Source organism: Burkholderia puraquae (assembly GCF_002099195.1).
GTDB classification, from domain to species: Bacteria; Pseudomonadota; Gammaproteobacteria; order Burkholderiales; family Burkholderiaceae; genus Burkholderia; species Burkholderia puraquae.
On sequence record NZ_NBYX01000004.1, the window covers coordinates 406,668 to 430,630 of the forward strand.

The following is a 23,963-nucleotide window of genomic DNA, read 5'->3' on the forward strand; positions in this document are numbered from 1 at the left end:
GCGACTCAGGTTGGGCGATGCGCGGCATCGAGGTGGTCGAAATGGTCGAGGATCAGCGACAGCGTCGTCCACAGCACGCGTTCGTGATCGGTCTGCAGCGTGGGGGCGGCCAGACCGAGCTTGTCGGCCAGCGCGTGCGTGCGGTCCAGATCGAGCAGCGCCGCGAGGTCCATCGCCGGGGCGAGCCTCCCGCGCTTGGGGCCGTGCACGAGGCGGTCAGGCAGGCTCAGGCGTGCACCGAGATCGCGCAGGCATTGCTTGTCCGGATCGGGCGCGATGCTCGTCAGATGCGCGACGACGGCATCGTCGACGAACGGCGGATGCAGGTCGACCGATGCCGCATCGAACAACGCATGGCACAGCGGCAGATAGTTGGCCGACTGGTCGCGGCGCAGCACCTGGTCCGCCCCATCGCCGGTGATGGCCACCTCGACGCCGTCCGCGGCCATCGCCTCGGCCAGCAGCAGCTTCGCAACCGGATGCAGGTTGAACATCGGCTCCTCGACCGCCTGGGTCGTTCTCGGCAGCGCCGCGACGAAATCGGCCTCGTTCGCGCGCACGATCTTCACGTTCGCCTGCATCTGCCCGGCCAGTTCGAGTGCGGCATCGCGCTCGCAATAGTCCGGCATGTCGGTCACGAGGATGTAGGACGTCACGTGCCGCTGCGCGCCGAGTTCGCGCAGCAACGCGAGCAGCAGCGCCGAATCGAGCCCGCCGCTCAGCGCCAGCGCAACGCGCCTGCCGCTGTCGAGTGCACGTTGCAGCGACGCGCGCAGCACGGTTTCCAGATCGGCGTGCTGCGGCCGCTCGGGAGCCGGCTGCACCGCCAGCCCTTGCGGCGAACGGATCAGCGCATGGCCGGGCGGCACCGCGAGCACGTCGCGCAGCACGGTGCGGCCGACCAGCCGCTCGCCGCTCAGGTAGCCCGCGATGGCCGCCGCGTCCGGCCCGCCGGCCGGTTGCCCCGATGCGTGCAGGACGGCCCGGATGCCGGACGCCGTCGTGCCGCTGCGCGGATGGTAGTGGAGCCGGTCGAAGCCGAACAGGTCGCGCGTGCCGACGATCATGGATAACGAGCCTTCAAGGAGTCCACTTCAATGCGTTTGAGGATGCGATGCGGCGCCACCGGCGCGCTGCCACCCTGGCAATGCAGGCACGCTTCGAGCGGCGCCTCGCGTTGCAGATACGCGAGCATCGCGTCGAGCATGCCAGCGTCGTCGCACAGCGGCAGGCCGTCGGATTGAAAATCCTTCTCGCCCTTGTAGAGCGTATGAAAATGCGCCGGACGCGTGCACGTGTAGAACATGCCGTCGCGAATCATATGGCAGCGCTCGCGGATCCAGCAATCCTGATAGAGGCGCTGCGCTTCGTCGCGATCGGTGCCGGGCTGCGCGCGGTTCATCGTCGTGAACACGTCCTGCACCTTCCAGTTCAGGCGCACGTCGAAGCGCGCGGCCTGGTGCTCGACATGCGCGACCAGGTCGGGCGACAACGACGGCTTCGGATAGCGCGAGATCGTCAGCGCATCCACGGCCTGCCAGAACGCGTCCGTCATCTCGCCGAGCTTCAGGCCGTTCGTCGTGACGGAGATCACGGGCGCGATGCCCGTGGCGCGCACGCGCTGGACGAGTTCGACGAGCGCCGGATGCAGCAGCGGTTCGCCGCCGACCAGCTTGAACATGCGCGGGCGCAACACCTTCGCGGCGCTACGCAGATCGGCCTCGAGCGATTCGGGGCTCGCGTACCACTCGGGCAGCAGCGGCGACAGCGAGCAGCATTCCGCGCAGGTCAGGTTGCAGTGATCGACGATATGCGCTTCGAGCGAGCGCGTCAGCACGCGCCCGTCTTCGACGCGGTAATCGCGATCCAGCGGCGGCGGAAACACATGCTGCCGCTCGGCCGGCGGCGTCGGATTCGAAATCCGGTTCAGATTCGCATTCACTTCAGCGTCCTGCTTCCATGCATCGGGAAAAGAAATCGACCAGACGGTCGCGCGCATCCACCATCGCGGACGCCATCGTCACCGCGCCATTCAGATGCGATGCAAAGCGCGACGGATCGTCGAGCCAGCCTTGCACGACCCAGAGCTTGAGCGCGTGCTGCACACACGCGGCATCGACCGCCCATGCGATGCGCGCGGGATCCAGCGGCCGGGCCCGCCGATACGCCAGCACAAACGCTTCCGCCAGGTGCGGCGCCTCAAGCGGCAGATGGTTCAGGCAACGGACCAGTTCGTATTCGCGCGGCGCGCCGATCGACGCTTCCCAGTCGAGAATCAGCGGCGGCAGCGTACCCGTGAACAGATAGTTGAACTGGTTGTAGTCGTTGTGGATCGGATGCTGCGGATCGTCGGCGGGAAACGCGTCGATGCTGCCCGGATAGTAGCGGTCGAGCAGGCGCAGCGCGAGATCGACGTAGCGGCGCAGGTTGTCGGCGGCGGCGTTCGAGCGGGCGCGATCCAGTGCGTCGAGCAGGCTGCGGCGCACCCCATCCGCGTCGATCGCGGTCAGTCGTGCGCGGATCGTGTCGAGCTGCGGCAGACGAAGCTGTTCGAGGCTCGTGTGTAACGCGCCCAGACTCGTGCCGAGCGCGCCCCATTCGACCGGCGAAAACGTATCGTAGGTTCTGAATTGCCCGGATTCCCAGCGCGTCAGCATCGCATGCGAGTTTGCCCCCGTCCACAGCGGTGCGCCGGCCGTCGTGCGTTTCAGCGCCTGCACATGGAAACGTGAATCGCCGTGCGTCTCGAAGTGCGCGAGCACGGCAGCTTCCTTGGCCGCACGCGCGTGATGCCCCGGCGCGTAGAGCTTGACCGCTACGCCGCCTTCATCGGTCGGCAAATGCCACACGCGTTCGCCGACCTGGCGAGGCTGCCCGCTACGACCGAGCGCGTAGGCTTTCAGGATTTCGTCGAAGGTTGCGGCGAGCGAGTCCATTCAGATGTGCTCGGCCGGCCCGTATCGATACGGATGACCGCTCAGGAACGTGTTGTGTCCGACGTAGCGCACCTTGTACATCGCCGGGCGGAACAGCACCGAAGGATCGTTGTTTGCGATCCCGAGCAGCGGATACAGGTCCTGCCGCACGAAGAATGCGTTGTTGCCCATGTCGTCGCAGCAGACGAGTTCATAGCCCTTCTGCCTGCCGAGATGGACGAGCGATTCGAGGCTTGCGCCGTAATACGTCGAGCCGTCCCATTCGTGGTCCGCGTTGAAGCACATGACCCAACGCTCGGGTGGCGTGTAGTACGGGTTGTATTCGATCACCACGATACGCGGCTGAAACGCTTGCAGGCCGCGCCACACCCAGTAGTCGTTGCCGTCGATGTCGATCGACAGCAGGTCGAAGCCGGTCGGCGTGTTCGCATCGGCGAGCAACGTGTCGATCGTGTCGGGCTGAACACGGTCATGGTGCAAGCGGACGCGGTCCGCGCCCGCGTAGTGGGCGGCCAGCTTGCCGAAGCGGTACGCGCTGCCTTCCACCAGCACGCCGGACCATTCCTCTTCACGCAGCAGCCGCGCGGTGTTGCTGTTGCGCAGGCCGTCGCTTGCGCCGATATCGACGCAGAAGCGGTTGGTCGGCGCGATCCGTTCCATCAGGCGCGACAGGATGCTCTCCTCGGTGCCCTGCGCGTACAGGCTTGGCGCAAGGCGGGACAGGTCGAGCGGGAGAGGATGGTCCTGCATCGAGGGGGCGGCTCCGGGTCGGAATCAAGGTAGGTATTTGGAGCGTAATTTACCCGAAGTCGACCGAGGGAAGGAAACGGGAATAACGGGAATGCGCGACACTGCCGGGCTTCGCTGCGAAGCGGAAATGAAAAAGCCCGCATCGACAATACTGTCGATGCGGGCCTGATGCGCTTCTGGCGGCTTCGCGCTATGCGCTCCGGATTCGTACTGCCTGAGCGCGACGCATGACCGGAAGCGTCAGGACACTTACTCCTGCCCCTGACTCGTCAGGAATTCCTCGTAATTGCCGCCGAAGTCGAACAACGTGCCATCCGTGCGCACTTCGATGATCCGGTTTGCCAGCCCGCTCACGAATTCGCGGTCGTGCGATACAAAGATCAGCGTGCCTTCGAACTGCTCGAGCGCGATCTGCAGCGACTCGATCGATTCCATGTCCATGTGGTTGGTCGGCTCGTCCATCAGCAGCACGTTGTGGCGGCCGAGCATCAGCTTGCCCCAGATCATGCGGCCCTTCTCGCCGCCCGACAGCACCTTCACCGACTTCCTGATGTCATCCGACGTGAACAGCAGGCGGCCCAGCGTGCCGCGCACCATCGTTTCGTCGTCGCCGTCCTTGCGGTACTGGTCGATCCAGTCCATCAGCGTGATGTCGTTCGGGAACTCCTCGTACGTGTCCTGCGGCATGTAGCCGACATTCGCGTTCTCGGACCACTTCACCGTGCCGTGCTCGAGCGCGAGCGCGCCGAGCAGCGAACGCAGCAGCGTCGTCTTGCCCGCGCCGTTCTCGCCGATGATCGCGATCCGCTCGCCCGGCTGCACCGACAGGTTGAAGTTCTGGAAGATCGTGCGCTCGTACTTCTTCGTGATGTCTTCAGCCACCACCGCGACGTTGTGCAGCTTCTTCTCGAACTCGAAACGGATGAACGGGTTCTGGCGCGACGACGGCTTGAATTCCTCGATCTTGATCTTGTCGATCTGCTTCGCGCGGCTCGTCGCCTGGCGGGCCTTCGACTTGTTCGCCGAGAAGCGGCGCACGAAGTCCTGCAGTTCGGCGACGCGCTCCTTCGCCCGCGTGTTCGCCGCGGCCTGGCGCTCGCGCGCCTGTGCCGATGCGAGCATGTAGTCGTCGTAGTTGCCCGGCCAGACCTTCAGCGTGCCGAAGTCCATGTCGGCCATGTGCGTGCACACCGAGTTCAGGAAGTGACGATCGTGCGAGATGATGATCATCGTCGAGTTGTACTCGTTGAGCGTTTGCTCGAGCCAACGAATCGAGTTGATGTCGAGGTTGTTGGTCGGTTCGTCGAGCAGCAGCACGTCCGGCTTCGAGAACAGCGCTTGCGCGAGCAGCACGCGCAGCTTCCAGCCCGGCGCGACGTCGCTCATCGTACCGTTGTGGAACTTCTCCTCGATGCCGATGCCGAGCAGCAGCGCGCCCGCGCGCGCCTCGGCGTCGTAACCGCCGTATTCGGCGAACTTGCCTTCGAGCTCGGCGGCGTGCATGTAGTCGTCGTCGGTGGCTTCCGGGTTCGCGTAGATCGCGTCACGCTCGGTCATCGCGGCCCACATCTCGGTGTGGCCCATCATCACGACGTCGAGCACGCGCACGTCTTCGTACGCGAACTGGTCCTGGCGCAGCTTGCCGAGACGGACGTTCGGCTCCAGCGCGACGTTGCCGGCGCTCGGCTCGAGATCGCCGCCGAGGATCTTCATGAACGTCGACTTCCCGCAGCCGTTCGCGCCGATCAGACCATAGCGGTTGCCCTCGCCGAATTTGACCGAGATATTCTCGAACAAGGGCTTCGGCCCGAATTGCATCGTGATGTTGGCAGTAGAAAGCACGGCAGGTCCCGTAAGAGAGAAATCGACGGAAAACCGTGTATTTTAGCAGGTGTCGGAGAAACTGCCGACCGCACCGCCCCGGCGGCGTATTCCCGGCCCTCCGTCCCGCCGCCCGGCGGCCCGTCAACACGACGGCACGCGCTCCACCGCCGTCTCACCGGAATCCCGCATGCTTGCAAGTCAGCTTCGCGAACAACTCGTCGGCGCATGGCGCCTCGTGTCCTACGAAATCCGCCCGCACGACGGCGGTACCGTCACCTATCCGCTCGGCCGCGACGCACGCGGCTGGATCCTCTATACGCCCGACGGCCATATGTCCGCCCAGTTGATGGCGGCCGGCCGCCCGCCCTACGCGGACGGCGACCTGCAGGGCGGCAGCGTCGAGGAACGCGCGGCCGCGGCGCACGGCTACATCGCGTATTCCGGCCCCTTTAACGTCGACGACGACGGCACGTTGACGCATGAAATGGACGTCAGCCTGTATCCGAACTGGATCGGCAACGTCCAGCAGCGTGTGGTCAGCCTGGACGGCGACCGCCTGCAACTCGGCACCGCCGAACCGGTACGGATTGGCGGCCGGGAGGTCGAGCCGGTGATCGTCTGGGCACGTGCCAGCCGCTGAGCGCTCCTGACGGCGCCGCGCGGCCGGCGCTGCGCCGGGCGCGGCAAGACCCCGAGCCGCCCCCCGTGGCGCCAAGCCGCTCCAGCGGCTGCGGCATCACTTGCCGGCCTTCTTGGCCGCTTTCTGCGCCGCCTGCGCCTTCATCTGCCCGAACAGTTCCGAGCACGGCACGTCGCGGTTGTTGCTGGGTGCGATCAGCGGAATCAAGGCCGCGAACGGGTTGATCAGCCCGAGACCGACCATCGCGCCGGCGCGCAGCGCGAGCGCGCCCGCATCGACGCCGACGTCCGGGTTCTTGAACGTACCCTTCGCATACAGCGGCGAGCGCAGCGAGAAGATCCGGAACCCCTTCGTGTGCGGGTGGATCTTCAGGTTCAGCGTTTCGTCGCGCAGGCTGATCGGGCCGTCGACGTTGATCAGCGCGTCGTCCGTATCGAGCGCGAACACCTTCGGGTCGAGAATGCCGTTGGTCGCAACGAAGTCGATCGCCGCACAGTTGATCTTCACGTCGTTGTTGCCGAACAGCTTCTCGTAGACCACGTTCGCGACGTTCAGCCCCGCCGCTTCCATCAGCAGGCGGCTGATGCGGCCGTCCGTCACGAGTGCCTTCACCTCGCCGTTCGACGTCGCGGCCAGCGCCGCCGGCGAGTTGCCGGTCGCCGACAGCGACGCATCGCCGTTGATCTCGCCGAGCGCCGACTGCATGACCTTCTGCGCCGGGAACAGCTGCTTGAGCTTCAGGTGCCGCGCAGCCACCGTGAAGCGGCCCTTCAGCGGCGCACCGCTGCCGTCGAGATGCGCGGTCGTTGCGAGCGTACCGCCCGCGACGCCGAACTGCAGCGGCTCGAGCGACAGCACGCCGTCCTGCATCACGATATGCGTGTACAGGTTGGTGATCGGCAAGTCCGAACTCTTGACCAGCTTGCGGCCCGTGAACTTGACGTCCGCATCGAGTGCGCGCCAGCGGTCGGTGCGGAAAGTCTCGACCGGCAGCACGCGGCCCGACGGCTGTTTCGTCGTGTCGCCGCGCTTGGCCTTGCTCGCAGCCGTATCCGCGCCGATCACCGGAGCGAGATCGGAGAATTGCAGCAGGTTCGACACGAGCTCGCCGGACAGCTTCGGCCGCGGCTCGCGCTGCTCGTAGGTGAGCGTGCCGCCGAGATCGCTGCCGCCGACGCGGCCGTTGAAGTTCTCGTAGCGGAACGTGCTGGCTTTCCGCTTGAAGTTCCCGATCAGCCGGCCTTCGGTCGCGTACGGCGGCGTATCGGGCAGCGTGATGCCGCTGAGCTGGTAGAGATGCGACATCGACGTGCCCTGCAGCCACAGCCGCAGGTCGATGGCCGCGAGATGCATCGGGTCGGTCAGCGTGCCGACGATCGCAAGCCGCGTGTCGCCGGCCTTCACGTCGGCCTGCAGCGGGAACGGCCGCGACGCATCCTGGATCGCCAGCACGCCGCCGAGCTTGCCGGTACCGCTGATCGGCACGTTCTTGTAGCGGCCATCGACCTTCAGCCCGAACGCATAGGTCGGGCCGGACGGCTTCGCGGGCACCGCGACGCTGCTTGCGCCGCTTGCACCGGACGCGGCGGCGGCAGGAGCCGATGCCGAAGAGGTGGACGAGGACGACGAAGCCGAAACCGCGGCAGAAGCCGCCGAAGCACCCGTTGCCGATGCCGCACTCGCAGCCTGCACAGCGGAAGCGCTCGACGCGGCCTCCGCGTTGGCCTTCGCGCTCAGTTGCGCGGCGCCGTGCTTGCCGACCCGCTGTGCCGATGCCGCGCGCGACGTCTGCTCCTGCTCCTTCAGCACGTCGCCGAGCGGAATCGGCTGCCCGAGCGTATCGATCGCGACGGTCAGGTCGGCCTTCGTGATCGCGTCGCGATACGTGACGGTACCCTTCGCGAAGCCGAAGCTGTCGAGCCGCACTTTCCACGGCGACGGCTGCGACGATTGCTTGAACTGGAAGGTCCACGTGTTGCGGCCGTCGGCGAGCCGCTCGAGGTCGACGGCCGGATTCACGACGTCGATCGACGGGATCACGATTTCATGCGCGAGCAGCGGCAGGATCGCGAGATCGAAGTGCGCAGCATCGAGCGTGACGAACTTGGGTGTCTTCGCCCAGTCGGGGTTGCCGATCTCGAGCTGCGTGGCCGAAAAGCTCGGCCAGGGCACCCAGGCGCGCCAGCCGGTTTCGCCGTCGGGCCGGCGCCAGCCGACCTTCAGGTCGCCGTTGATCGCGAACGGGCGGCCGAGTGCGGCACTGACCTGTTCGTTGACCCACGGCTTCGCGCGGTTCCAGTCGAAGACGAAGAGAAAGACACCGGCCGCCGCGATGAGCACCGCGACGATGCCGACGATCCATGCAGCCGATTTGCCGATGGCTCGGGTAAGCGTCATGGCGGTTCCGTTGTTGTTCTGGGATGTTGCCGCACCATGCCGGGCCGCTTGCGTGGACGAACGGCGCACGACACCCGCGGCTTTTCAATCGGTATTATGACGCACGCCATGGTGACGTTTCGGCGCCATTAACGCTTTTTTTCATTTGTGACATGACAGCCCCCACCGGCCTCATCGATGCACAGCGCATCACGCGGCGCGATGCCAGCAGCGGCAAGACCCTGCTCGCCCCGACCGATTTCAGCCTCGCAGCGGGATCGCGGATTGCTATCACCGGGCCGTCAGGGTCGGGCAAGAGCGTGCTGCTGCGTGCGCTCGCGCTGCTCGATCCGCTCGACGGCGGCCACATCCTGTGGCGCGGCAAACAGATCCGGCGCAGCGCGATCCCGCATTACCGGCGCAGTGTTGCCTATGTGCGCCAACGTCCCGCGCAGATGGACGGCACTGTCGAGTCGCAGTTGCGCTATCCGTATTCGCTCGCAATCTATCGCGACGTTGCGTTCGACCGCGCGCGCGCCGAAGCGCTCGCCGCGCAGGCCGGCCGCGGCCCCGACTTTCTCGACAAGCGTGCGAGCGACCTGTCGGGCGGCGAAGCGCAGATCGCCGCGCTGCTGCGCGTGCTGCAGCTCGATCCCGACGTGCTGCTGCTCGACGAACCGACCTCCGCGCTCGACCCGGAATCGGCGCGCGCGATCGAGGCGCTCGTCGGCGCATGGTTCGACGCGGCGCCCGACGCCCGCGCATACATGTGGATCTCGCACGATCCGGCCCAGGCCGCGCGGATCGGCACGATGCGGCTCGTGATGCAGGCCGGCGTGATGCACGTTGCAAACCCGACGGAGGCAACGCAATGAGCCCTGCACTTCAGGACCTGAGCCTCGTCGACGTCGGCATCGCCGCCGCGCTCGTCGCGGTCAACGGCGCGATCTCGATGGCCCTGTCGCTCGGCCTCGGCCGCAAGCTCGCGCTCGCGGCCGTGCGCACCGTCGTGCAGTTGCTCGCGATCGGCTACGTGCTCGGCTGGGTGTTCGGCCATCCCCACTGGTACGTCGTGCTGCCGCTCACCGCGCTGATGACGCTGATCGCCGGGTTCGCCGGCGCGGGGCGCGGCAAGCGCACGTATCGCGGCCAGCGCATCGACAGCATCGCGTCGATCTGGTTCAGCAGCTGGTTCGTCGCGGCGGTCGGCCTGTTCGTCGTGATCCGCATCCATCCGTGGTACGCGCCGCAATACGCGATTCCGATCCTCGGGATGATTCTCGGCAATACGCTCACGGGCGTGTCGCTCGGCGTCGAGCGGATGATGGAAGAACTCACGGCGCGCCGCGATCGCGTCGAAACCGCACTCGCGCTCGGCGCGACACGCTGGGAAGCCGCGCAGGACGCTGCGCGCCAGGCCGTGCGCGCAGGCATGCTGCCGACGCTGAACCAGATGGCCGTCGTCGGCGTCGTGAGCCTGCCCGGGATGATGACGGGTCAGGTGCTGGCCGGCCAGTCGCCGCTGCAGGCCGTGCGCTACCAGATCGTGATCATGTTCCTGATCGCGGCGGCGTCCGCGCTCGGCACCGTCGGCGCGGTGCTGATGACCTATCGGCGGCTGTTCTCGGCCGATCACCGCTTTCTCGCATCGCGGCTCGAAGAACGCGCGCACTGACACGCGGCGTCACCGCGCGTTGCGTTCGCGCGGTTCGCCGGTCAGCGCACGCTGCGGCGCTTGCCGATCGCCTGCCGCAACGCGGCCGCGATGTCCGCGTCCGGCGCGAGCCCGTCGACCGACGCAACGAGCCGCACCGCGCGCGGCGTCGTCACATAGGCCTGCGCGCCGACATAGCCGCCGCTGCCGGCCGAGCGCGTCGTCACGACGAGCGCCCGCGGCGCCCGCGCGCCGAGATCGGCCGCAAACGCATCGGTAACTATACCGTCACGCGCATGCAGCGCGCCCGTCACGTAATCGTCGGTATCGAAGCCGGGTGCTGCATGCTCGGTCGAATAGATGCGCACCGCGTAGCTGCCGGTCGAGCACGGCTCGAGCGCGCCGCTCGACACGACCGCCACCTGCTGCCGCGACGGCAGCGCGACCTTTTTCACGAAACCGCAATCGTCCGCCGCGTGCGCGTGCGCGGCGACGAACGCGATGGCACACAGCAACGCGCACATTCGGTATTTCATCGGGATGTCGTCACAGGAAGGTGAGGATGCGGGCGAGCATAGCGTGACATTCGCATGACGTCACGCAGGTCGCCGCGCAATGCTGTCGCACGTCGTGCTGCTGCCATGCCGTTGCAGCAGCACGGTAGCGCGAAGCAGATCGCACAAGCATCGTGACGGCGACACGAAACGGTCACGTGCGCCGCGCCAGCCCGCAAATCGAATCCGTTGCGCGCGCACCGGCTACGGCTCCGGCCCGCGCGCGCCGCTCAGCGCTTGATCGACACCGTCACTTTCGTGCCGTCGCTCATCGTGACGGACTTCGAACCGCCGTTGGTCGGAATCGACACCCACTTCACCTGGCTCACCGACACGACGTCCGGGCACTGCAGCGACTTGCCGCCGGCTGTCACGTTGCGCGTGCCCTTCGGCGCGGCCGCCTGGAAGCTCAACTGCACGTTGGCGATCCCCTTCGCGTCGATCGACGGCGCGAGTCGCACCTGGGTCTGGCGCACCATCGCACCGTTCTCGTCGCGCGGCAGGCTGTCGGCGTTCGGGCAACCGTCCGGCATCGCGACCGCACCGCTCGGCGGCACCGACTTCCAGTTGAAGTCGTCCGTCTCGCCCGAGCGGATCTTGCGGGTCTCCTGCGTATTGCCGAAGGCCTTCGAGTCGACCTTGACGGTGTATTCGAGCTGCCCGGTACCGCCGCCCTTCAGGCTGCCCTTGACCGGCGGCGCCGCGAATACGCTCGCGCTGACGCACGCCGCCGCGAACACGACCGACCACGATGCGGCGACTGACAAGCTGCGTTGGCTCATGCTGACCTCCTTGGTATGCGGCGGCACGCGCGTGCCGCGCGGTTTTCGATGCATGATGCGCTGCCAGTCTACCGCCAAGCGGCATGCAGTGCGCCGCAAACGCATCGGGTGTTACCCCGCTTGCGTTCGCGGCGCCGCAACCTTACCGGCGATCGCGGCTCAGAAGCCGCTCAGCACGAGCTTGCCGATCGTGCGCCCGGCCTCCAGCAACTGGTGTGCGCGCCGCACGTTCGCGGCATTGATCGCGCCGAGCTGCTCGCCGAGCGTCGTGCGCAGCGTGCCGCCGTCGACGAGCCGCGCGACTTCGCCGAGGATCCGGTGCTGCTCGATCATGTCCGGCGTCTCGAACATTGCACGCGTGAACATGAATTCCCAGTGAAACGCGGCACTCTTCGCCTTCAGCAGTTCGACCGGCACCGGCTTGTCGTTCTCGACGATCGTGCAAATGCCGCCCTGCGGCCGGATTACCTCCGCAGCGGCGGGAAAGTGACGATCCGTGTCGTTGAAAATCAGCACGTAGTCGACATTCGGATACCCGGCCTCGCGCAACTGTGCGGGCAGGTCGCCAAAATGGTCGACCACCGTGTCCGCGCCCAGCGAGCGCACCCATTCGGCCGACGCCGGCCGCGACGCGGTCGCGATCACGTGCAGCTTGCCGAGCGCCTTCGCGAGCTGGATCGCGATCGAGCCCACGCCGCCCGCGCCGCCGATGATCAGCACCGACTTGCCGGCGTCCGCGCCCTGCGGCGACACGTGCAGCCGGTCGAACAGCGCTTCCCATGCGGTCAGCGCGGTAAGCGGCAGTGCGGCCGCCGCGGCGAAATCGAGCGTGCGCGGCTTCAGCGCGGCGATCCGCTCGTCGACCGTATGGAATTCACTGTTCGCGCCGGGCCGCGTGATGCTGCCCGCGTAGAACACTTCGTCGCCGGGCCGGAACAGCGTGACGTCGGCGCCCACCGCGACCACCGTGCCGGCGGCATCCCAGCCGAGCACGCGCGGCGCGTCCTCGACCTGCGGCTTCGGCGCGCGCACCTTGGTGTCCACCGGGTTCACAGAAATCGCCTCGACCTTCACGAGCAGGTCGCGCGGGCCCGGCAAAGGCTGCGGCAGTTCCACGTCGAGCAGCGCTTGCGGGTCGTCGATCGGCAGATAACGGGTCAGTCCAACAGCTTTCATCACGAAACTCCTTCAGGGGAAACCTGGGGGCCGCGGCGCAGCCCCATGGACATCATCGTAGGCAACCCGATCATTCGAGAAAACCGCTATATTTCCTGAAACATTTTCAGGAATTTCAGAATAATGGCCTCCGATCCGATTCCGGCCCCCGACAAGCCGCTCGACCTGCTCGACGTCGCGCTGTTCGTGCGCGCGGCGCTGCTCGCGAACGTCACCGCGGCCGGGCGCGAGTTCGGCGTATCGGCCGCGGTCGCGAGCGCGCGCATCGCGCAGCTCGAGCGCCAGCTCGGCGCGCGGCTGCTGCACCGCACCACGCGCCGCATCAGCCTCACGCAGGACGGCGAGGTCTTCATCGCGCATGCCGACACGCTGCTGTCGGCCGCCGACGCGGCGCGTGCATCGGTCGGCCACGGCCGCACCGAGCCGTACGGGCGGCTGAAGGTGTCGATGTCGTCGTCGTTCGGCCGCCAGCACGTCGCACCGGTGATCCCCGCGTTCCTGCGCCGTTATCCGTCCGTATCGCTCGACCTGCGGCTGTCGGACGAGATCGTCGATCTCGTCGACGATGGTTACGACGTCGCGATCCGCCTCGGCGCGCTGAAGGATTCGACGCTCGTCGCGCGCAAGCTCGCCGCGAACCGCCGCGTGCTGTGCTGCTCGCCCGCATATCTCGCCGAGCACGGCACGCCGCGCCATCCGGCCGACCTCGCGCAGCACGAGTGCGTGATCCTCGGCGACCAGCGCGACTGGTCGTTCGCCACGCCGCAAGGCCCGCTCACCGTGCGGGTCGGCGGCCGGCTCGTCGCGAGCAATGGCGAGGCGATCTGCGAAGCGCTCGTCGACGGCTTCGGGATCGCGATCAAGTCGACCTGGGACGTCGGCCCGCTGCTCGCGAGCGGCACCCTCGTCACGGTGCTCGACGACTATCCGTTCGCGGAAGACATCGCGATCTGGGCCGTCTACCCGAGCCGCGCGCACGTCCCGCTGAAGACGCTCGCGTTCATCGCGTTTCTGGCCGAACATTTCGGCGATCCGCCGTACTGGGATCGCGCCGACGGGTGAACACCGGCATCGTCCGGCGATCCGCCGTACGCACGGGCCCGGGCAGCTACCCGTGGCATGTCTGGCGGCTATCGGATAGCTATCCGATACCAACCGGCTACAATGACGCGTTCGCGACGCAATGGCCCGCTGCCGAGGGGCCGCGCTCGCAGACGGCCGCCCATTGGCCGCGCACGCTTTCCATTCGCCTCCCAACCATCCGTCATGACCCACAACCTCGTCATCCAGAGTCTTGCGCCGCTGTCGGACGCCCATCACAAACCGCTGCTCGCGCTGTCGCGCGGCACCCGCATCGTGCAGACCGACGATCACGCGCTGCGGATCGAAAACGCGAACCCGGCGCAACGCCTCGACATCGACGCGTATTGCGGCACGCACGCGCTCGATTTTGCGTTCGTCGAGGCCGGCCTCACGCTCGGTGATTTCGGGCTGGCCGTGATGGACATGGATTCGACGCTGATCACGATCGAATGCATCGACGAGATCGCCGATTTCTGCGGACTGAAAACGCAGGTCGCCGAGATCACCGAAGCGTCGATGCGCGGCGAGATCCGCGACTTCAACGAAAGCCTGACGCGCCGAGTCGCGCTGCTGGCCGGGCTCGACGCGCACGCGCTCGAACGCGTGTACGAAGAGCGGCTGCAACTGTCGCCGGGCGCCGAGAAGATGCTCGCCGGCGTGAAGGCCGCCGGCATGAAGACGCTGCTCGTGTCGGGCGGCTTCACGTTCTTCACCGAGCGGCTGAAGGCGCGCCTCGGCCTCGACCACGCGCATGCGAACACGCTCGAGATCGTCGACGGCAAGCTGACCGGCAAGGTGCTCGGCGAGATCGTCAACGCCGACGTGAAGGCACGCCTGCTGCGCGAGACATGCGCATCGCTCGGCCTCGAGCCGGGCCGGGCGATCGCGATGGGCGACGGGTCGAACGACCTGAAGATGATGGCCGAAGCCGGGCTGTCGGTTGCGTTCCACGCAAAGCCCGTCGTGCGCGACGCGGCGACGGTCGCGTTCGATCACGTCGGCCTCGACGGGCTGCTGCGCCTGTTCTGATCCTGCCGCACGCCAAATGAAAAACGCCGGCGCGATGTTGCATCGCGCCGGCGTTTTGCTTTTCGGCTGAAGGTTATCGGCTGGCGATCAGCCGAGTGCGGCCTGCATTGCGCGCTCGATGTCCGCGCGCAGGTCGGCTTCTTCTTCCAGGCCGACGTAGAAACGCACCAGCGTGCCGCGATGCGGCCAGTCCGGACGCATCGACGCGACGTCGTAAGGCATCGCGAGGCTGCATGCCCCGCCCCAGCTCCAGCCGATCGCGAACAGGTCGAGCGACTCGACGAAGCGGTCGACCTGCTCCGCACTATAGCGTTCGTCGAAGACTACCGAGAACAACCCGCCCGCGCCATTGAAATCGCGCATGAACGACGCGTGTCCCGGGCAGTCGGCAATCTGCGGGTGCAGCACCACCACGATCTCCGGCCGCGCCTTCAGCCATTGCGCGAGCGCGAGCGCGCTCTTGCTGTGCGCATCGAAGCGCACCTGCATGCTCGGCAGGCTGCGCAGCACGAGCGAACAATCGTCGACCGACACGCCGATCCCGCAGCGCATCCGCGCGAGCTTCAGCTTCGCGTGCAGTTCCGCGTTCGCGGTGATCGTCGCCCCCATCAGCACGTCGCTGCCGCCCGACTGGTACTTGGTCAGCGCCTGCACCGAGATGTCGACGCCGTGTTCGAACGGCTTGAACGCAAGCCCGGCCGAAAAGGTGTTGTCGATCGCGGTGAGGATGCCGCGCGCTTTCGCGGCCGCCGTGATCGCCTGCACGTCGGGCACTTCCATCGTCACCGAGCCGGGCGCCTCGATCCAGATCAGCCGCGTGTCCGGCTGGATCAGGTCGGCGATGCCGGCGCCGATCAGCGGATCGTAGAAGCGTGCGGTAATGCCGAAATCCTTCGCGAGCCAGTTGCCGAAATCGGCATTCGGCCCATACACGTTGTGCGGAATCAGCACGTCGTCGCCGGCTTTCACGATCCCGAAGTAGACGTTCATGATGGCCGCGAGGCCCGACGGCTGCAGCAACGCATGCGTGCCGCCCTCGATCTCGGCGAGCCGCTGCGCGAGCGCGAGCGACGTCGGCGTTGCATGCAGCCCGTAGCGCCACTGGTTGTCGTTGTGCCAGACGAGCGCACGCATCGTCGCGAGATCGGGGAACACGACCGTCGACGCGCGCGCAACCGGCGGCACGAACGAACGGAAGCCTTCCGGGATCACGTCGTCGGGTTGAACGATGCGGGTTTGCAGCGCGCGCTTGGGAGTGGATGCAGTCATGACAGGAAGCCGGGCACGAGGCCGTTCGGTTGCGGAATATGTCGCTAGATTAGCCAAAATCGGCGCAATTGGCCCGGTACAATGCGCGCCGCGCGCACCGAGCCAGCGCGGGTTCAGTCGTCGGTGCGCAGATTGACGATGCCGCCCACGGTCTCGATTTCCTGCACGCGGCCGTCGCGCACCTGCAGCGCCGCGCGCTTGCCCGGTGCGAGACGCAGCACGACGGGCTGCGGATCCGACTCGTCCGAATTCATCCGGTCGGCCTTCAACTCACCCGTCGCGTCGAAGCGGCCGATCCATACGCCCGTGATGTTCGTGCCGTCGTTCGATTCCTCGATTTCGAGCGTGTCGCCGTCGCGATCCCCCGCGAGCAGCACGACCTCGCCCGTATCGGCGAACTGGTATTCGCCGTGCACGCCTTCCTCGTCCGTCTTCGGGCCGAGATGCACGACGATCGGCCGGTCGCCGAGCGTGCCTTCGTAGCGCGGCAGGCGGGCGAACTCGGGATTCGGCTTCAGCGGCCGCGCCGGTGCCGGTTCATCCTGCTGCGCGCCCGGCGCGACGGCCTGCGCCGCGACCACGCCCGGCATCACCATGCCCGCCGCCAGCGCGCCCGCGACGACGAGCGCCCGTTGCCATTGCGAATATCGACCCACCTTGTGTTGCTCCTTGCTTCAGATTCGCTCGAAAATCGCGACGATGCCCTGCCCGCCATGCGGGCCGTGGCCGGCGCGCGCCTGCCGCATCAGCCTTGCATCAGGCGCTCCACCGCATCGCGGTGCGGAATCGGCGCGACCGCACCGTAGCCGGTCGTCGACAGCGCCGCCGCGGCGTTCGCATAACGCGCCGCCGCGAACGGATCGTCGCCCGCGACGATCCGCGCGACGAAGGCACCGCCGAAGCAGTCGCCCGCGCCCGTTGCATCGACAGCCTGAACCGCGAAGCCCGGCACGACGCGCCGCTCGTTCGGCGTCGCCACGTAGGCGCCTTCCTTGCCGAGCTTCAGCGCGACCACCTGCGGCCCGTGTTCGAGCATCGCGTCGACGATCGCGTCGCGATCGTTCGCGCCCGTGAGTGCCGTCACGTCGTCCCAGCTGGGCAGGCAGATATCCGTCTGGCGCAGCGCTTCGCGCATCACCGCACGGGCGCGCGGCAGCGGCCACAGCTTCAGGCGCAGGTTCGTGTCGAAGCTGACCTTCGCGCCGTTGCGGCGCGCATGGTCGATCCCCGCGAACGCGGCGTCGCACGCAACCGTGCTGATCGCGAGGCTGATGCCCGACAGGTGCACGGCCTTCGCGGCGGCCAGCGCGTCGAGCGGCAGGTCGCCCGCTGCATAGCGGCTCGCCGCCGAACCCGCACGCAGGTAGTCGAACTGGTGACCGCCGGCGCCGTGCGTGACGAAATACACGCCGGTCGGCGCCGTACCATCGATCCGCACGTACGTCGTGTCGACGCGTTCCGCGCGCCACATGTCGGCCAGCAGGCGGCCGAACGGATCGTCGCCGATCGCCGACACGAAGCCCGTCGACGCGCCCTGGCGCGCCGCGGCGATGCAGAAGTTCGACGTGTCGCCGCCGAAACCCTGCAGGAATTCAGGCCGGCCCGGCTGCGACTGGTTGAATTCGATCATCGCCTCGCCGAGCGCGAGGATCTCCGGAAATGCGCCGGCCATCGCTTACACCTCGCCCCACAGATCGTGGCCGTCGGCGCCCGTGATCTTCACGGACACGAAATCGCCGACCTTGTAGCGCTTCGATGCCTTCGCCGCCGGCTCGACATAGACGACGCCGTCGATTTCCGGCGCATCGGCCGCCGTGCGGCCAATGCCGCCTTCCTCGCTGACTTCGTCGATCAGCACCTTGAGGGTCTTGCCGACCTTGCGCTGGATGCGGTTCGCCGACACTTCCTCGGCGACTTCCATGAAGCGCGCGCGGCGCTCCTCGCGGACTTCATCCGGCAGCGCGCCGTCGAGTTCGTTCGCGGTGGCACCTTCGACCGGCGAGTAGGCAAAGCAGCCGACGCGATCGAGTTCCGCCTCACGGATGAAGTCGAGCAGCGTTTCGAACTGCTCTTCCGTCTCGCCGGGGAAGCCCGCGATGAACGTGCTGCGGATCGTCAGGTCCGGGCAGATCTCGCGCCACTTCTGCACGCGCTCGAGCACCTTCTCCGCGTTCGCCGGGCGCTTCATGCGCTTCAGCACTTCCGGGTGCGCGTGCTGGAACGGCACGTCGAGGTACGGCAGCACGTGGCCCTTGAACGGGCCTTCGGCCATCAGCGGAATCACTTCGTCGACGCTCGGATACGGATACACGTAGTGCAGGCGCACCCATGCACCGTACTGCGCGGCGAGTTCGCCGAGCGCCGCGACCAGATCGGTCATGCGCGTCTTGATCGGCTTGCCGTTCCAGAAGCCCGTCCGGAATTTCACGTCGACGCCGTACGCGCTCGTGTCCTGCGAGATCACGAGCAGTTCCTTCACGCCCGACTTGAACAGGTTCTCGGCTTCCAGCATCACTTCGGCGACCGGGCGCGACACCAGGTCGCCGCGCATCGACGGGATGATGCAGAACGTGCAGCGGTGGTTGCAGCCTTCGGAAATCTTCAGGTATGCATAGTGGCGCGGCGTGAGCTTGATGCCGGCCGCGGGCACGAGATCGGTGAACGGGTCGTGCGGTTTCGGCAGGTGCGAATGCACGGCCTGCATCACTTCGCCCACCGCGTGCGGGCCGGTAACGGCGAGCACCTTCGGGTGGACTTCCTCGATCAGGTTCGAGCCGCTGGCGCTCGACTTGGCGCCGAGACAGCCGGTGACGATCACCTTGCCGTTCTCGGTCAGCGCCTCGCCGATTGCGTCGAGGCTTTCCTGCACGGCTTCGTCGATGAAGCCGCAGGTGTTCACGACGACCAGGTCGGCACCGTCGTAGGTGCCGGAGATTTCATAACCTTCGGCACGCAGTTGCGTGATGATCTGTTCGGAGTCGACGAGGGCTTTCGGGCACCCGAGGGATACGAACCCTACTTTGGGGGATTGGGACATCTGGAATGTGGGGGCGTGGCAGCAAAAGCGTGAGTTTACAGCGATTTAGTGTCCGGCGACCCAAAAACGAGCGGTTGACGACGACGCGGATCGCCCGCTCCACTGCCCGGCGCGCTCCGGGTCTGCCGTCGAGCCGGATTGGATATGCCCCTTCATTTCGCGCAAAGCCGCCTCGTGGCTCTGTCCCCAACGCCCGTCAGCCGGCCGAGAATCTCCCCGGCGCCGCGACGCGCTATGCGAAAATCCGGGCGTCCACCCTTTTCAATCGACCCAACGGGGCTCGCATGACCACCCACATCACGATCGAATTCACCGAACACGCAGCAGAAGCCATCGGCGAACAAACCAGCACCAGCTTTTCGTATGACCAGGGCGCGCATGTGCCGCAACCGGGCGACTTCGTCGAACTCGAGAATTCGCACCAGACGTTTTTCGTGATCGGCCGCGTGTTTTCGCTCAAGGCCAACTACAGCGCCGTCAAGCTCGTGCTCGACCTTCCTCCGCCGGACGGCGAGCAGGATTTCGATCCGGCGCACTGACGAGCGACGAGACGCTTTACACCCCCAGGATCGCGCTCGCGGCCAGTCGCCCAAGCTGGGGCGCCAGGATCACGCCGGGATGCGCGACGACGGCATAGACGCCTGCCACACCCGGCAGAAATCCGTTGACCGGCGCCCCGTCGTTCGTCATCGGCCGAAGCGCCGATTTCGCGGAGAGCGGCGTGAGGGCCGGCGGATCGGCAAACAGCGCCGAAATCTCCGAGGCGGTACGCGCAGCGAGCGCGGCAAGCCCGCTATTTCCCTCTTCCGGAGGATCCGCGGCCGACAGCAGGCTGCCCGCCGGGCCGACCCGCACCTCAAGACCCCGCCCGTAGAGCAAGTGGCTGACCAGCCCCGGCTCGGCCGCGAAACGCATCAGGACGGCCGGCTCCTCGCGAACAGGCAAGGACACGCCCAGGCCCGCGGCGATGGCCACCGCGGAAGCAGCGTTCGCCAGGACGACGACATCCGCCGGCACCTGCCCGTGCGCGGTATGTACGCCGACAGCGTGCCCATCGCGCGTTTCGACCGCTTCGACTGCGCAACCGCACCGGATCTGCGCGCCGGCGGCTTGCGCACCGGCCAGCAATCGATGCGTCAAGTCGATCGGCTCCACCACGAAATCGTTCGGTGCCCATGCGATCAACTCGGGAGGCCATGCAAGACGCGGCTCCATCCGGGCCACCTCTCGACGCCCCAACGCTTCCATTTGCACGCCCGCAGCGCGCTGCTCGTCGATCAATGCAGCGGTCTGCGCGTCCGTGTCCCGCCAGACAAGTGCCCCGCGCGTCGTCACCGGCAACGGGCCCAGCTCACGCTCCAGCCTGGCGAACTCCGGGAGCGCCCCGAGCGTGCGGGAGAACCTGGACGGGTTTTCAGAAGGAAGCGCGCTGCCGGTACCCACCCAGCCGAATGACCATTGAGTCGCGCCGCCTGCGGGCGCTGCCTGCTTTTCCAGCAGCGTGACCTGTGCGCCCGATCGCGCAAGATGCCACGCAATGGACGCGCCGACGATGCCGCCGCCAACCACGACGACGCGCAGCCGGTTATGTCCCATGAGCAACATTCGGAAGTTGCGGGATTCCGACTATACCGTCCGCCCCTCGCCGCCGCTGTGCGGTTGCCTGTCGCCCATCGTCGCGAACCGTCTCACCCGCTCGCGCCCGGCATCGACACGATCAATCGATCGACGTCCGCTGCACTTGAGACGTGCCGACGAAACAAAAAGCCCGCCGAAGCGGGCCTTGCTCAAACGCCGGACCCGGCACTTCACCGCATCTCCGGAAACACCGACGCCTTCAGGCACCGGTCGAACCACAAAGCATCGTCTCCATCGCCGATCGGCCACATTTCCGCATCGAGTTGCGGCAACCCGGTCACCGGCGCTGACGCGTGGTTGTCGTCACCGGGCGCCCCCGCGCGCATCCACGCCGATTGCTTTCCGTCGTTGTCGCACGCACTCGCATGCGCTTGCGCTTCGCAGAACGCCACGGGGCGCACCTTCCCGCCGTCGATCGCACTCACCGACCGGTACTGATAAACCGCACCGGTCGCCCAGTCCTCGCTCTGGCTGCAGACCCGCGCACGATGCTGCACATGAACCGCGCCGAAACACGCATAGGAAACGTGCGCGCCACTCGCATCGTCGGGAATGAAATCGCAGTTTGCATCGAAACCGGTGAGCGGGCCGCCCGTGTATTTTGCGAGCCATTGGCGCTCGGCCTGCGCACGCGCGATCAGCCCTGTGTTCGATTGATCGGCCAGCACGGCGGTGCGCCGATCGATTGCCTTGCGCACTTCGTCGACAGCCAGCAGGCGGCCTTCGTAATCGGCGTCGAGACGGTTGTTGCGTGCGTCGATCCAGCGACGCTGGCTGCGCACCAGCATGTCGCGGATTGCCGTGTCCGGCGCGGCCTTCAGCGCGCCCGCGTACGCCGAATTCATGCGCGCGTCGGCCGCGCGCAGCACGGGGTTCGCGCAGATGCGCTTCTCGATCGGCTGCACGACCTTCGCGCAATCGATCGCGAAGGCCGGTACCGCCACGCCAATGCCCATCATGAACATCGAAGCAAGACCGGCCAGCCTGCCGGCCGATGCCATTCGAATCCTGCGCATGCTCTCTCTCAGTCGGTTTTTTCTTGGTCGCACTGCATCGCGCGCTGCATCGATACGACATCGCCCATCACGGCCTGTCGTGCCCGGGCGCCGGTATCGCATTTCGCCGAACGCGGCTTCCACGCGTCACCGAGCAGCGCCACACAGGGTACGCGCGCCTGCCCGAACGCACACCATTGGGCGTGGTGCGCCCGGTGTTCCTTCGCAAGTGACTGGATCTCGATCGACTGGACAACGGTCATGCCCGCCCGAACCCGGCGCGTGCATTCGGTACCGACGGCCATGAACGACCGTCGGCGAGAGGGGCCAGGCGGCGGCCGCACTTCATCGCGCCCGAATGCACGATCGGCCGGCCCGCACCGCGTCGCTTCGCGGCACCGACGCCCGGCGGGTTGCCCGCCGCGGTCGGCCTGCCGCGACACCGTTACTTCTTCTCGGGCTCCGACGCGCCCGGCTGCTTGAACGGGAACGTGCTGAACATGGACTTCGCCTGGTTCTGCATCTGCTCCTGCATCTGCACGAACATGTTCTTCGACTGCTCGATGTAGCTGGTCATCATCCCTTGCATCATCGGCGCCTGCATGTTCATGAACTGCGACCAGACTTCCGGATTCATCGCATTGCCTTCGTACAGGTTCTTCGACTGATCCGTGAGCTTGTTCTGGATGTCGATGAACGCCTGGATGTTCTTTTCCAGGTACGTGCCCATCATGCCCTGCATCGCATGGCCGTAGAAACGGATGATCTGCGACAGCATCGACGACGAGAACATCGGCACGCCGCCGCTTTCCTCTTCGAGGATGATCTGCAGGAGGATGCTGCGCGTCAGGTCTTCGTTGGATTTCGCATCGACGACCTTGAAGTCCTCCTGCTCCAGCACGAGTTGCTTCACGTCGGTCAGCGTAATGTACGTGCTTGTCTCGGTATCGTAGAGCCGACGGTTCGGGTACTTCTTGATGAGCCGTTCGGCCGTCTTCTTTGTAGTAGTCATGTAACGCCTTTGAGTGCAGCGTAGCGGAAGTGACGAATCCCCGCCGCCCGAATCCGGGAGGCGGGGGCCTTCGGAAAACGCCCGGCTGCGCGGCCACCCGGCCCGCGCAGCGCGGACGCTCAGCCCATGTGCAGGCCGCCGTTCAGCGAGAAGTCGGCGCCCGTCGCGAAACCGGAATCGTTCGACGCGAGCCACGCGACGATCGAACCGATTTCCTCCGGCCCGCCGAGACGCCGCACCGGGATCGTCGCCACGATCTTCTCGAGCACGTCCGGGCGAATCGCCTTCACCATGTCGGTACCGATGTAGCCCGGCGACACGGTGTTGACCGTCACGCCCTTCGTCGCGACTTCCTGCGCGAGCGACATCGTAAAGCCGTGGATGCCGGCCTTCGCGGTCGAATAGTTGGTCTGGCCGAACTGCCCCTTCTGGCCGTTCACCGACGAAATATTGATGATCCGGCCCCAGCCGCGTTCGACCATTCCGTCGATCACCTGCTTGGTCACGTTGAACAGGCTCGTCAGGTTGGTGTCGATCACGGCGGTCCAGTCTTCATGCGTCATCTTGCGGAACACGACGTCGCGCGTGATGCCCGCATTGTTGACCAGCACGTCGATCTCGCCGACTTCAGCCTTGACCTTGTCGAACGCTTCCTTGGTCGAGTCCCAGTCGCCGACGTTGCCTTCCGACGCGATGAAATCGTACCCGAGCGCCTTCTGGTCCTCGAGCCATTTCACACGGCGCGGCGAGTTCGGGCCGCAACCCGCAACCACCTTGAAGCCGTCTTTCAACAGGCGCTGGCAGATGCTGGTGCCGATGCCGCCCATCCCGCCCGTTACGTACGCAATTCGCTGAGACATGAATCTCACTCCATTTTTTGGTTTCGAGAGCTGCCGAAGGCCCCCTCTGACTTCACGTGACGCCGGCCGAAGCCGCAATCGGCCGGCGCCCGGATTCGGTTCGCTGGTCGCGACGGCCGGTTACGGACGCTCGACCGCGAGCGCGACGCCCATCCCGCCGCCGATGCACAGCGACGCCAGCCCGCGCTTCGCATCGCGCTTGGCCATCTCGTGCAGCAGCGTCACCAGGATCCGGCAGCCCGACGCGCCGATCGGGTGGCCGATCGCGATCGCCCCGCCGTTCACGTTCACCTTCGACGTGTCCCAGCCCATCTGCTTGTGCACCGCCAGCGCCTGCGCCGCAAACGC

Annotated in this window: 24 protein-coding genes and 1 pseudogene; 6 read left to right on the plus strand and 19 right to left on the minus strand. The window is 66.6% G+C overall.

Annotated elements, in window-relative coordinates; genetic code table 11:
* Nucleotides 1-5: 5 nt before the first annotated feature.
* From B7G54_RS11255 to B7G54_RS11275, 5 genes are all read right to left on the minus strand, one after another.
* Nucleotides 6-1,067: an asparagine synthase-related protein gene (locus tag B7G54_RS11255; protein ID WP_085039163.1), complete on the minus strand. Its 1,062-nt coding sequence runs from the start codon at nt 1,065-1,067 to the stop codon at nt 6-8.
* Nucleotides 1,064-1,942 (minus strand): 4Fe-4S cluster-binding domain-containing protein, encoded by an 879-nt coding sequence (locus B7G54_RS11260; RefSeq protein ID WP_085039164.1) that lies wholly within the window; start codon nt 1,940-1,942, stop codon nt 1,064-1,066. The genes B7G54_RS11255 and B7G54_RS11260 overlap by 4 nt, the downstream gene beginning before the upstream one ends.
* A gap of 1 nt (nt 1,943) precedes the next feature.
* Nucleotides 1,944-2,936 carry a phosphotransferase enzyme family protein gene (locus B7G54_RS11265; RefSeq protein WP_085039165.1) on the minus strand — a complete coding sequence of 331 codons (993 nt, stop codon included), beginning with the start codon at nt 2,934-2,936 and terminating at the stop codon, nt 1,944-1,946.
* Entirely contained in the window at nt 2,937-3,686 is a 750-nt protein-coding gene (locus B7G54_RS11270; RefSeq protein ID WP_085039166.1) for an FkbM family methyltransferase, read from the minus strand.
* Between the two features lie 249 nt (nt 3,687-3,935).
* Nucleotides 3,936-5,528, minus strand: a complete 1,593-nt coding sequence (locus B7G54_RS11275) for an ABC-F family ATPase (protein ID WP_085039167.1) — start codon at nt 5,526-5,528, stop codon at nt 3,936-3,938.
* 169 nt (nt 5,529-5,697) lie between these two features.
* Here B7G54_RS11275 and B7G54_RS11280 point away from each other — a divergent pair, with 169 nt between their 5' ends.
* Nucleotides 5,698-6,150, plus strand: coding sequence for a lipocalin-like domain-containing protein (locus B7G54_RS11280; RefSeq protein ID WP_085039168.1), 453 nt, complete (start codon nt 5,698-5,700; stop codon nt 6,148-6,150).
* A gap of 96 nt (nt 6,151-6,246) precedes the next feature.
* On the opposite strand, the gene B7G54_RS11285 is transcribed toward B7G54_RS11280, so the two are convergent.
* Nucleotides 6,247-8,547 carry an AsmA family protein gene (locus B7G54_RS11285; RefSeq protein ID WP_085039169.1) on the minus strand — a complete coding sequence of 767 codons (2,301 nt, stop codon included), beginning with the start codon at nt 8,545-8,547 and terminating at the stop codon, nt 6,247-6,249.
* A gap of 152 nt (nt 8,548-8,699) precedes the next feature.
* Between B7G54_RS11285 and B7G54_RS11290 the strand changes: the two genes are divergently transcribed.
* The gene (locus B7G54_RS11290) at nt 8,700-9,401 is read left to right on the plus strand and encodes an ABC transporter ATP-binding protein (protein WP_085039170.1); all 702 of its coding nucleotides are present in this window, start codon (nt 8,700-8,702) and stop codon (nt 9,399-9,401) included.
* On the plus strand, nt 9,398-10,201 hold the full coding sequence (locus B7G54_RS11295; protein ID WP_085039171.1) for an ABC transporter permease: 804 nt from the start codon (nt 9,398-9,400) through the stop codon (nt 10,199-10,201). The genes B7G54_RS11290 and B7G54_RS11295 overlap by 4 nt, the downstream gene beginning before the upstream one ends.
* Nucleotides 10,202-10,242: 41 nt before the next feature.
* On the opposite strand, the gene B7G54_RS11300 is transcribed toward B7G54_RS11295, so the two are convergent.
* The 3 genes from B7G54_RS11300 to B7G54_RS11310 form a co-directional block, all read right to left on the minus strand.
* Entirely contained in the window at nt 10,243-10,716 is a 474-nt protein-coding gene (locus tag B7G54_RS11300) for a PliI family lysozyme inhibitor of I-type lysozyme (RefSeq protein ID WP_085039172.1), read from the minus strand.
* Nucleotides 10,717-10,964: 248 nt separating this feature from the next.
* Complete coding sequence (locus B7G54_RS11305) at nt 10,965-11,516, minus strand: DUF6013 family protein (protein ID WP_085039211.1); 552 nt, start codon at nt 11,514-11,516, stop codon at nt 10,965-10,967.
* Nucleotides 11,517-11,675: 159 nt separating this feature from the next.
* On the minus strand, nt 11,676-12,692 hold the full coding sequence (locus tag B7G54_RS11310; RefSeq protein ID WP_085039173.1) for a zinc-binding alcohol dehydrogenase family protein: 1,017 nt from the start codon (nt 12,690-12,692) through the stop codon (nt 11,676-11,678).
* 123 nt (nt 12,693-12,815) lie between these two features.
* Here B7G54_RS11310 and B7G54_RS11315 point away from each other — a divergent pair, with 123 nt between their 5' ends.
* Together B7G54_RS11315 and serB are read left to right on the plus strand one after the other, a co-directional pair.
* Nucleotides 12,816-13,754: a LysR family transcriptional regulator gene (locus B7G54_RS11315; protein WP_085039174.1), complete on the plus strand. Its 939-nt coding sequence runs from the start codon at nt 12,816-12,818 to the stop codon at nt 13,752-13,754.
* A 204-nt stretch (nt 13,755-13,958) separates the two neighbouring features.
* On the plus strand, nt 13,959-14,804 hold the full coding sequence (serB, locus tag B7G54_RS11320) for a phosphoserine phosphatase SerB (RefSeq protein ID WP_085039175.1): 846 nt from the start codon (nt 13,959-13,961) through the stop codon (nt 14,802-14,804).
* A gap of 87 nt (nt 14,805-14,891) precedes the next feature.
* Here the strand turns inward: serB and B7G54_RS11325 are convergent, their stop codons facing one another.
* From B7G54_RS11325 to rimO, 4 genes are all read right to left on the minus strand, one after another.
* A complete protein-coding gene (locus B7G54_RS11325; RefSeq protein ID WP_085039176.1) occupies nt 14,892-16,073 on the minus strand; it encodes a cystathionine beta-lyase in 1,182 nt (393 codons plus the stop codon).
* A gap of 113 nt (nt 16,074-16,186) precedes the next feature.
* Complete coding sequence (locus B7G54_RS11330; RefSeq protein WP_085039177.1) at nt 16,187-16,729, minus strand: hypothetical protein; 543 nt, start codon at nt 16,727-16,729, stop codon at nt 16,187-16,189.
* A gap of 89 nt (nt 16,730-16,818) precedes the next feature.
* Entirely contained in the window at nt 16,819-17,745 is a 927-nt protein-coding gene (locus tag B7G54_RS11335; RefSeq protein WP_085039178.1) for a sugar kinase, read from the minus strand.
* Between the two features lie 3 nt (nt 17,746-17,748).
* Nucleotides 17,749-19,110, minus strand: a complete 1,362-nt coding sequence (gene rimO, locus B7G54_RS11340) for a 30S ribosomal protein S12 methylthiotransferase RimO (protein WP_085039179.1) — start codon at nt 19,108-19,110, stop codon at nt 17,749-17,751.
* Nucleotides 19,111-19,394: 284 nt separating this feature from the next.
* Here rimO and B7G54_RS11345 point away from each other — a divergent pair, with 284 nt between their 5' ends.
* Entirely contained in the window at nt 19,395-19,649 is a 255-nt protein-coding gene (locus B7G54_RS11345; RefSeq protein ID WP_085039180.1) for a hypothetical protein, read from the plus strand.
* Between the two features lie 16 nt (nt 19,650-19,665).
* Here B7G54_RS11345 and B7G54_RS11350 read toward each other — a convergent pair whose 3' ends face one another.
* The 6 genes and pseudogenes from B7G54_RS11350 to B7G54_RS11375 all read right to left on the minus strand — a co-directional run.
* Entirely contained in the window at nt 19,666-20,715 is a 1,050-nt protein-coding gene (locus B7G54_RS11350) for an NAD(P)/FAD-dependent oxidoreductase (protein ID WP_085039181.1), read from the minus strand.
* Nucleotides 20,716-20,918: 203 nt separating this feature from the next.
* Entirely contained in the window at nt 20,919-21,764 is an 846-nt protein-coding gene (locus B7G54_RS11355) for a lysozyme inhibitor LprI family protein (protein WP_085039182.1), read from the minus strand.
* A gap of 8 nt (nt 21,765-21,772) precedes the next feature.
* A complete protein-coding gene (locus B7G54_RS11360; RefSeq protein WP_085039183.1) occupies nt 21,773-22,048 on the minus strand; it encodes a hypothetical protein in 276 nt (91 codons plus the stop codon).
* A gap of 140 nt (nt 22,049-22,188) precedes the next feature.
* Nucleotides 22,189-22,755, minus strand: a complete 567-nt coding sequence (phaR, locus tag B7G54_RS11365) for a polyhydroxyalkanoate synthesis repressor PhaR (protein WP_027784564.1) — start codon at nt 22,753-22,755, stop codon at nt 22,189-22,191.
* Nucleotides 22,756-22,874: 119 nt separating this feature from the next.
* Nucleotides 22,875-23,615 (minus strand): 3-ketoacyl-ACP reductase, encoded by a 741-nt coding sequence (locus B7G54_RS11370; protein WP_014896930.1) that lies wholly within the window; start codon nt 23,613-23,615, stop codon nt 22,875-22,877.
* 120 nt (nt 23,616-23,735) lie between these two features.
* Nucleotides 23,736-23,963, minus strand: a pseudogene (locus tag B7G54_RS11375) (acetyl-CoA C-acetyltransferase); the annotation flags it as partial.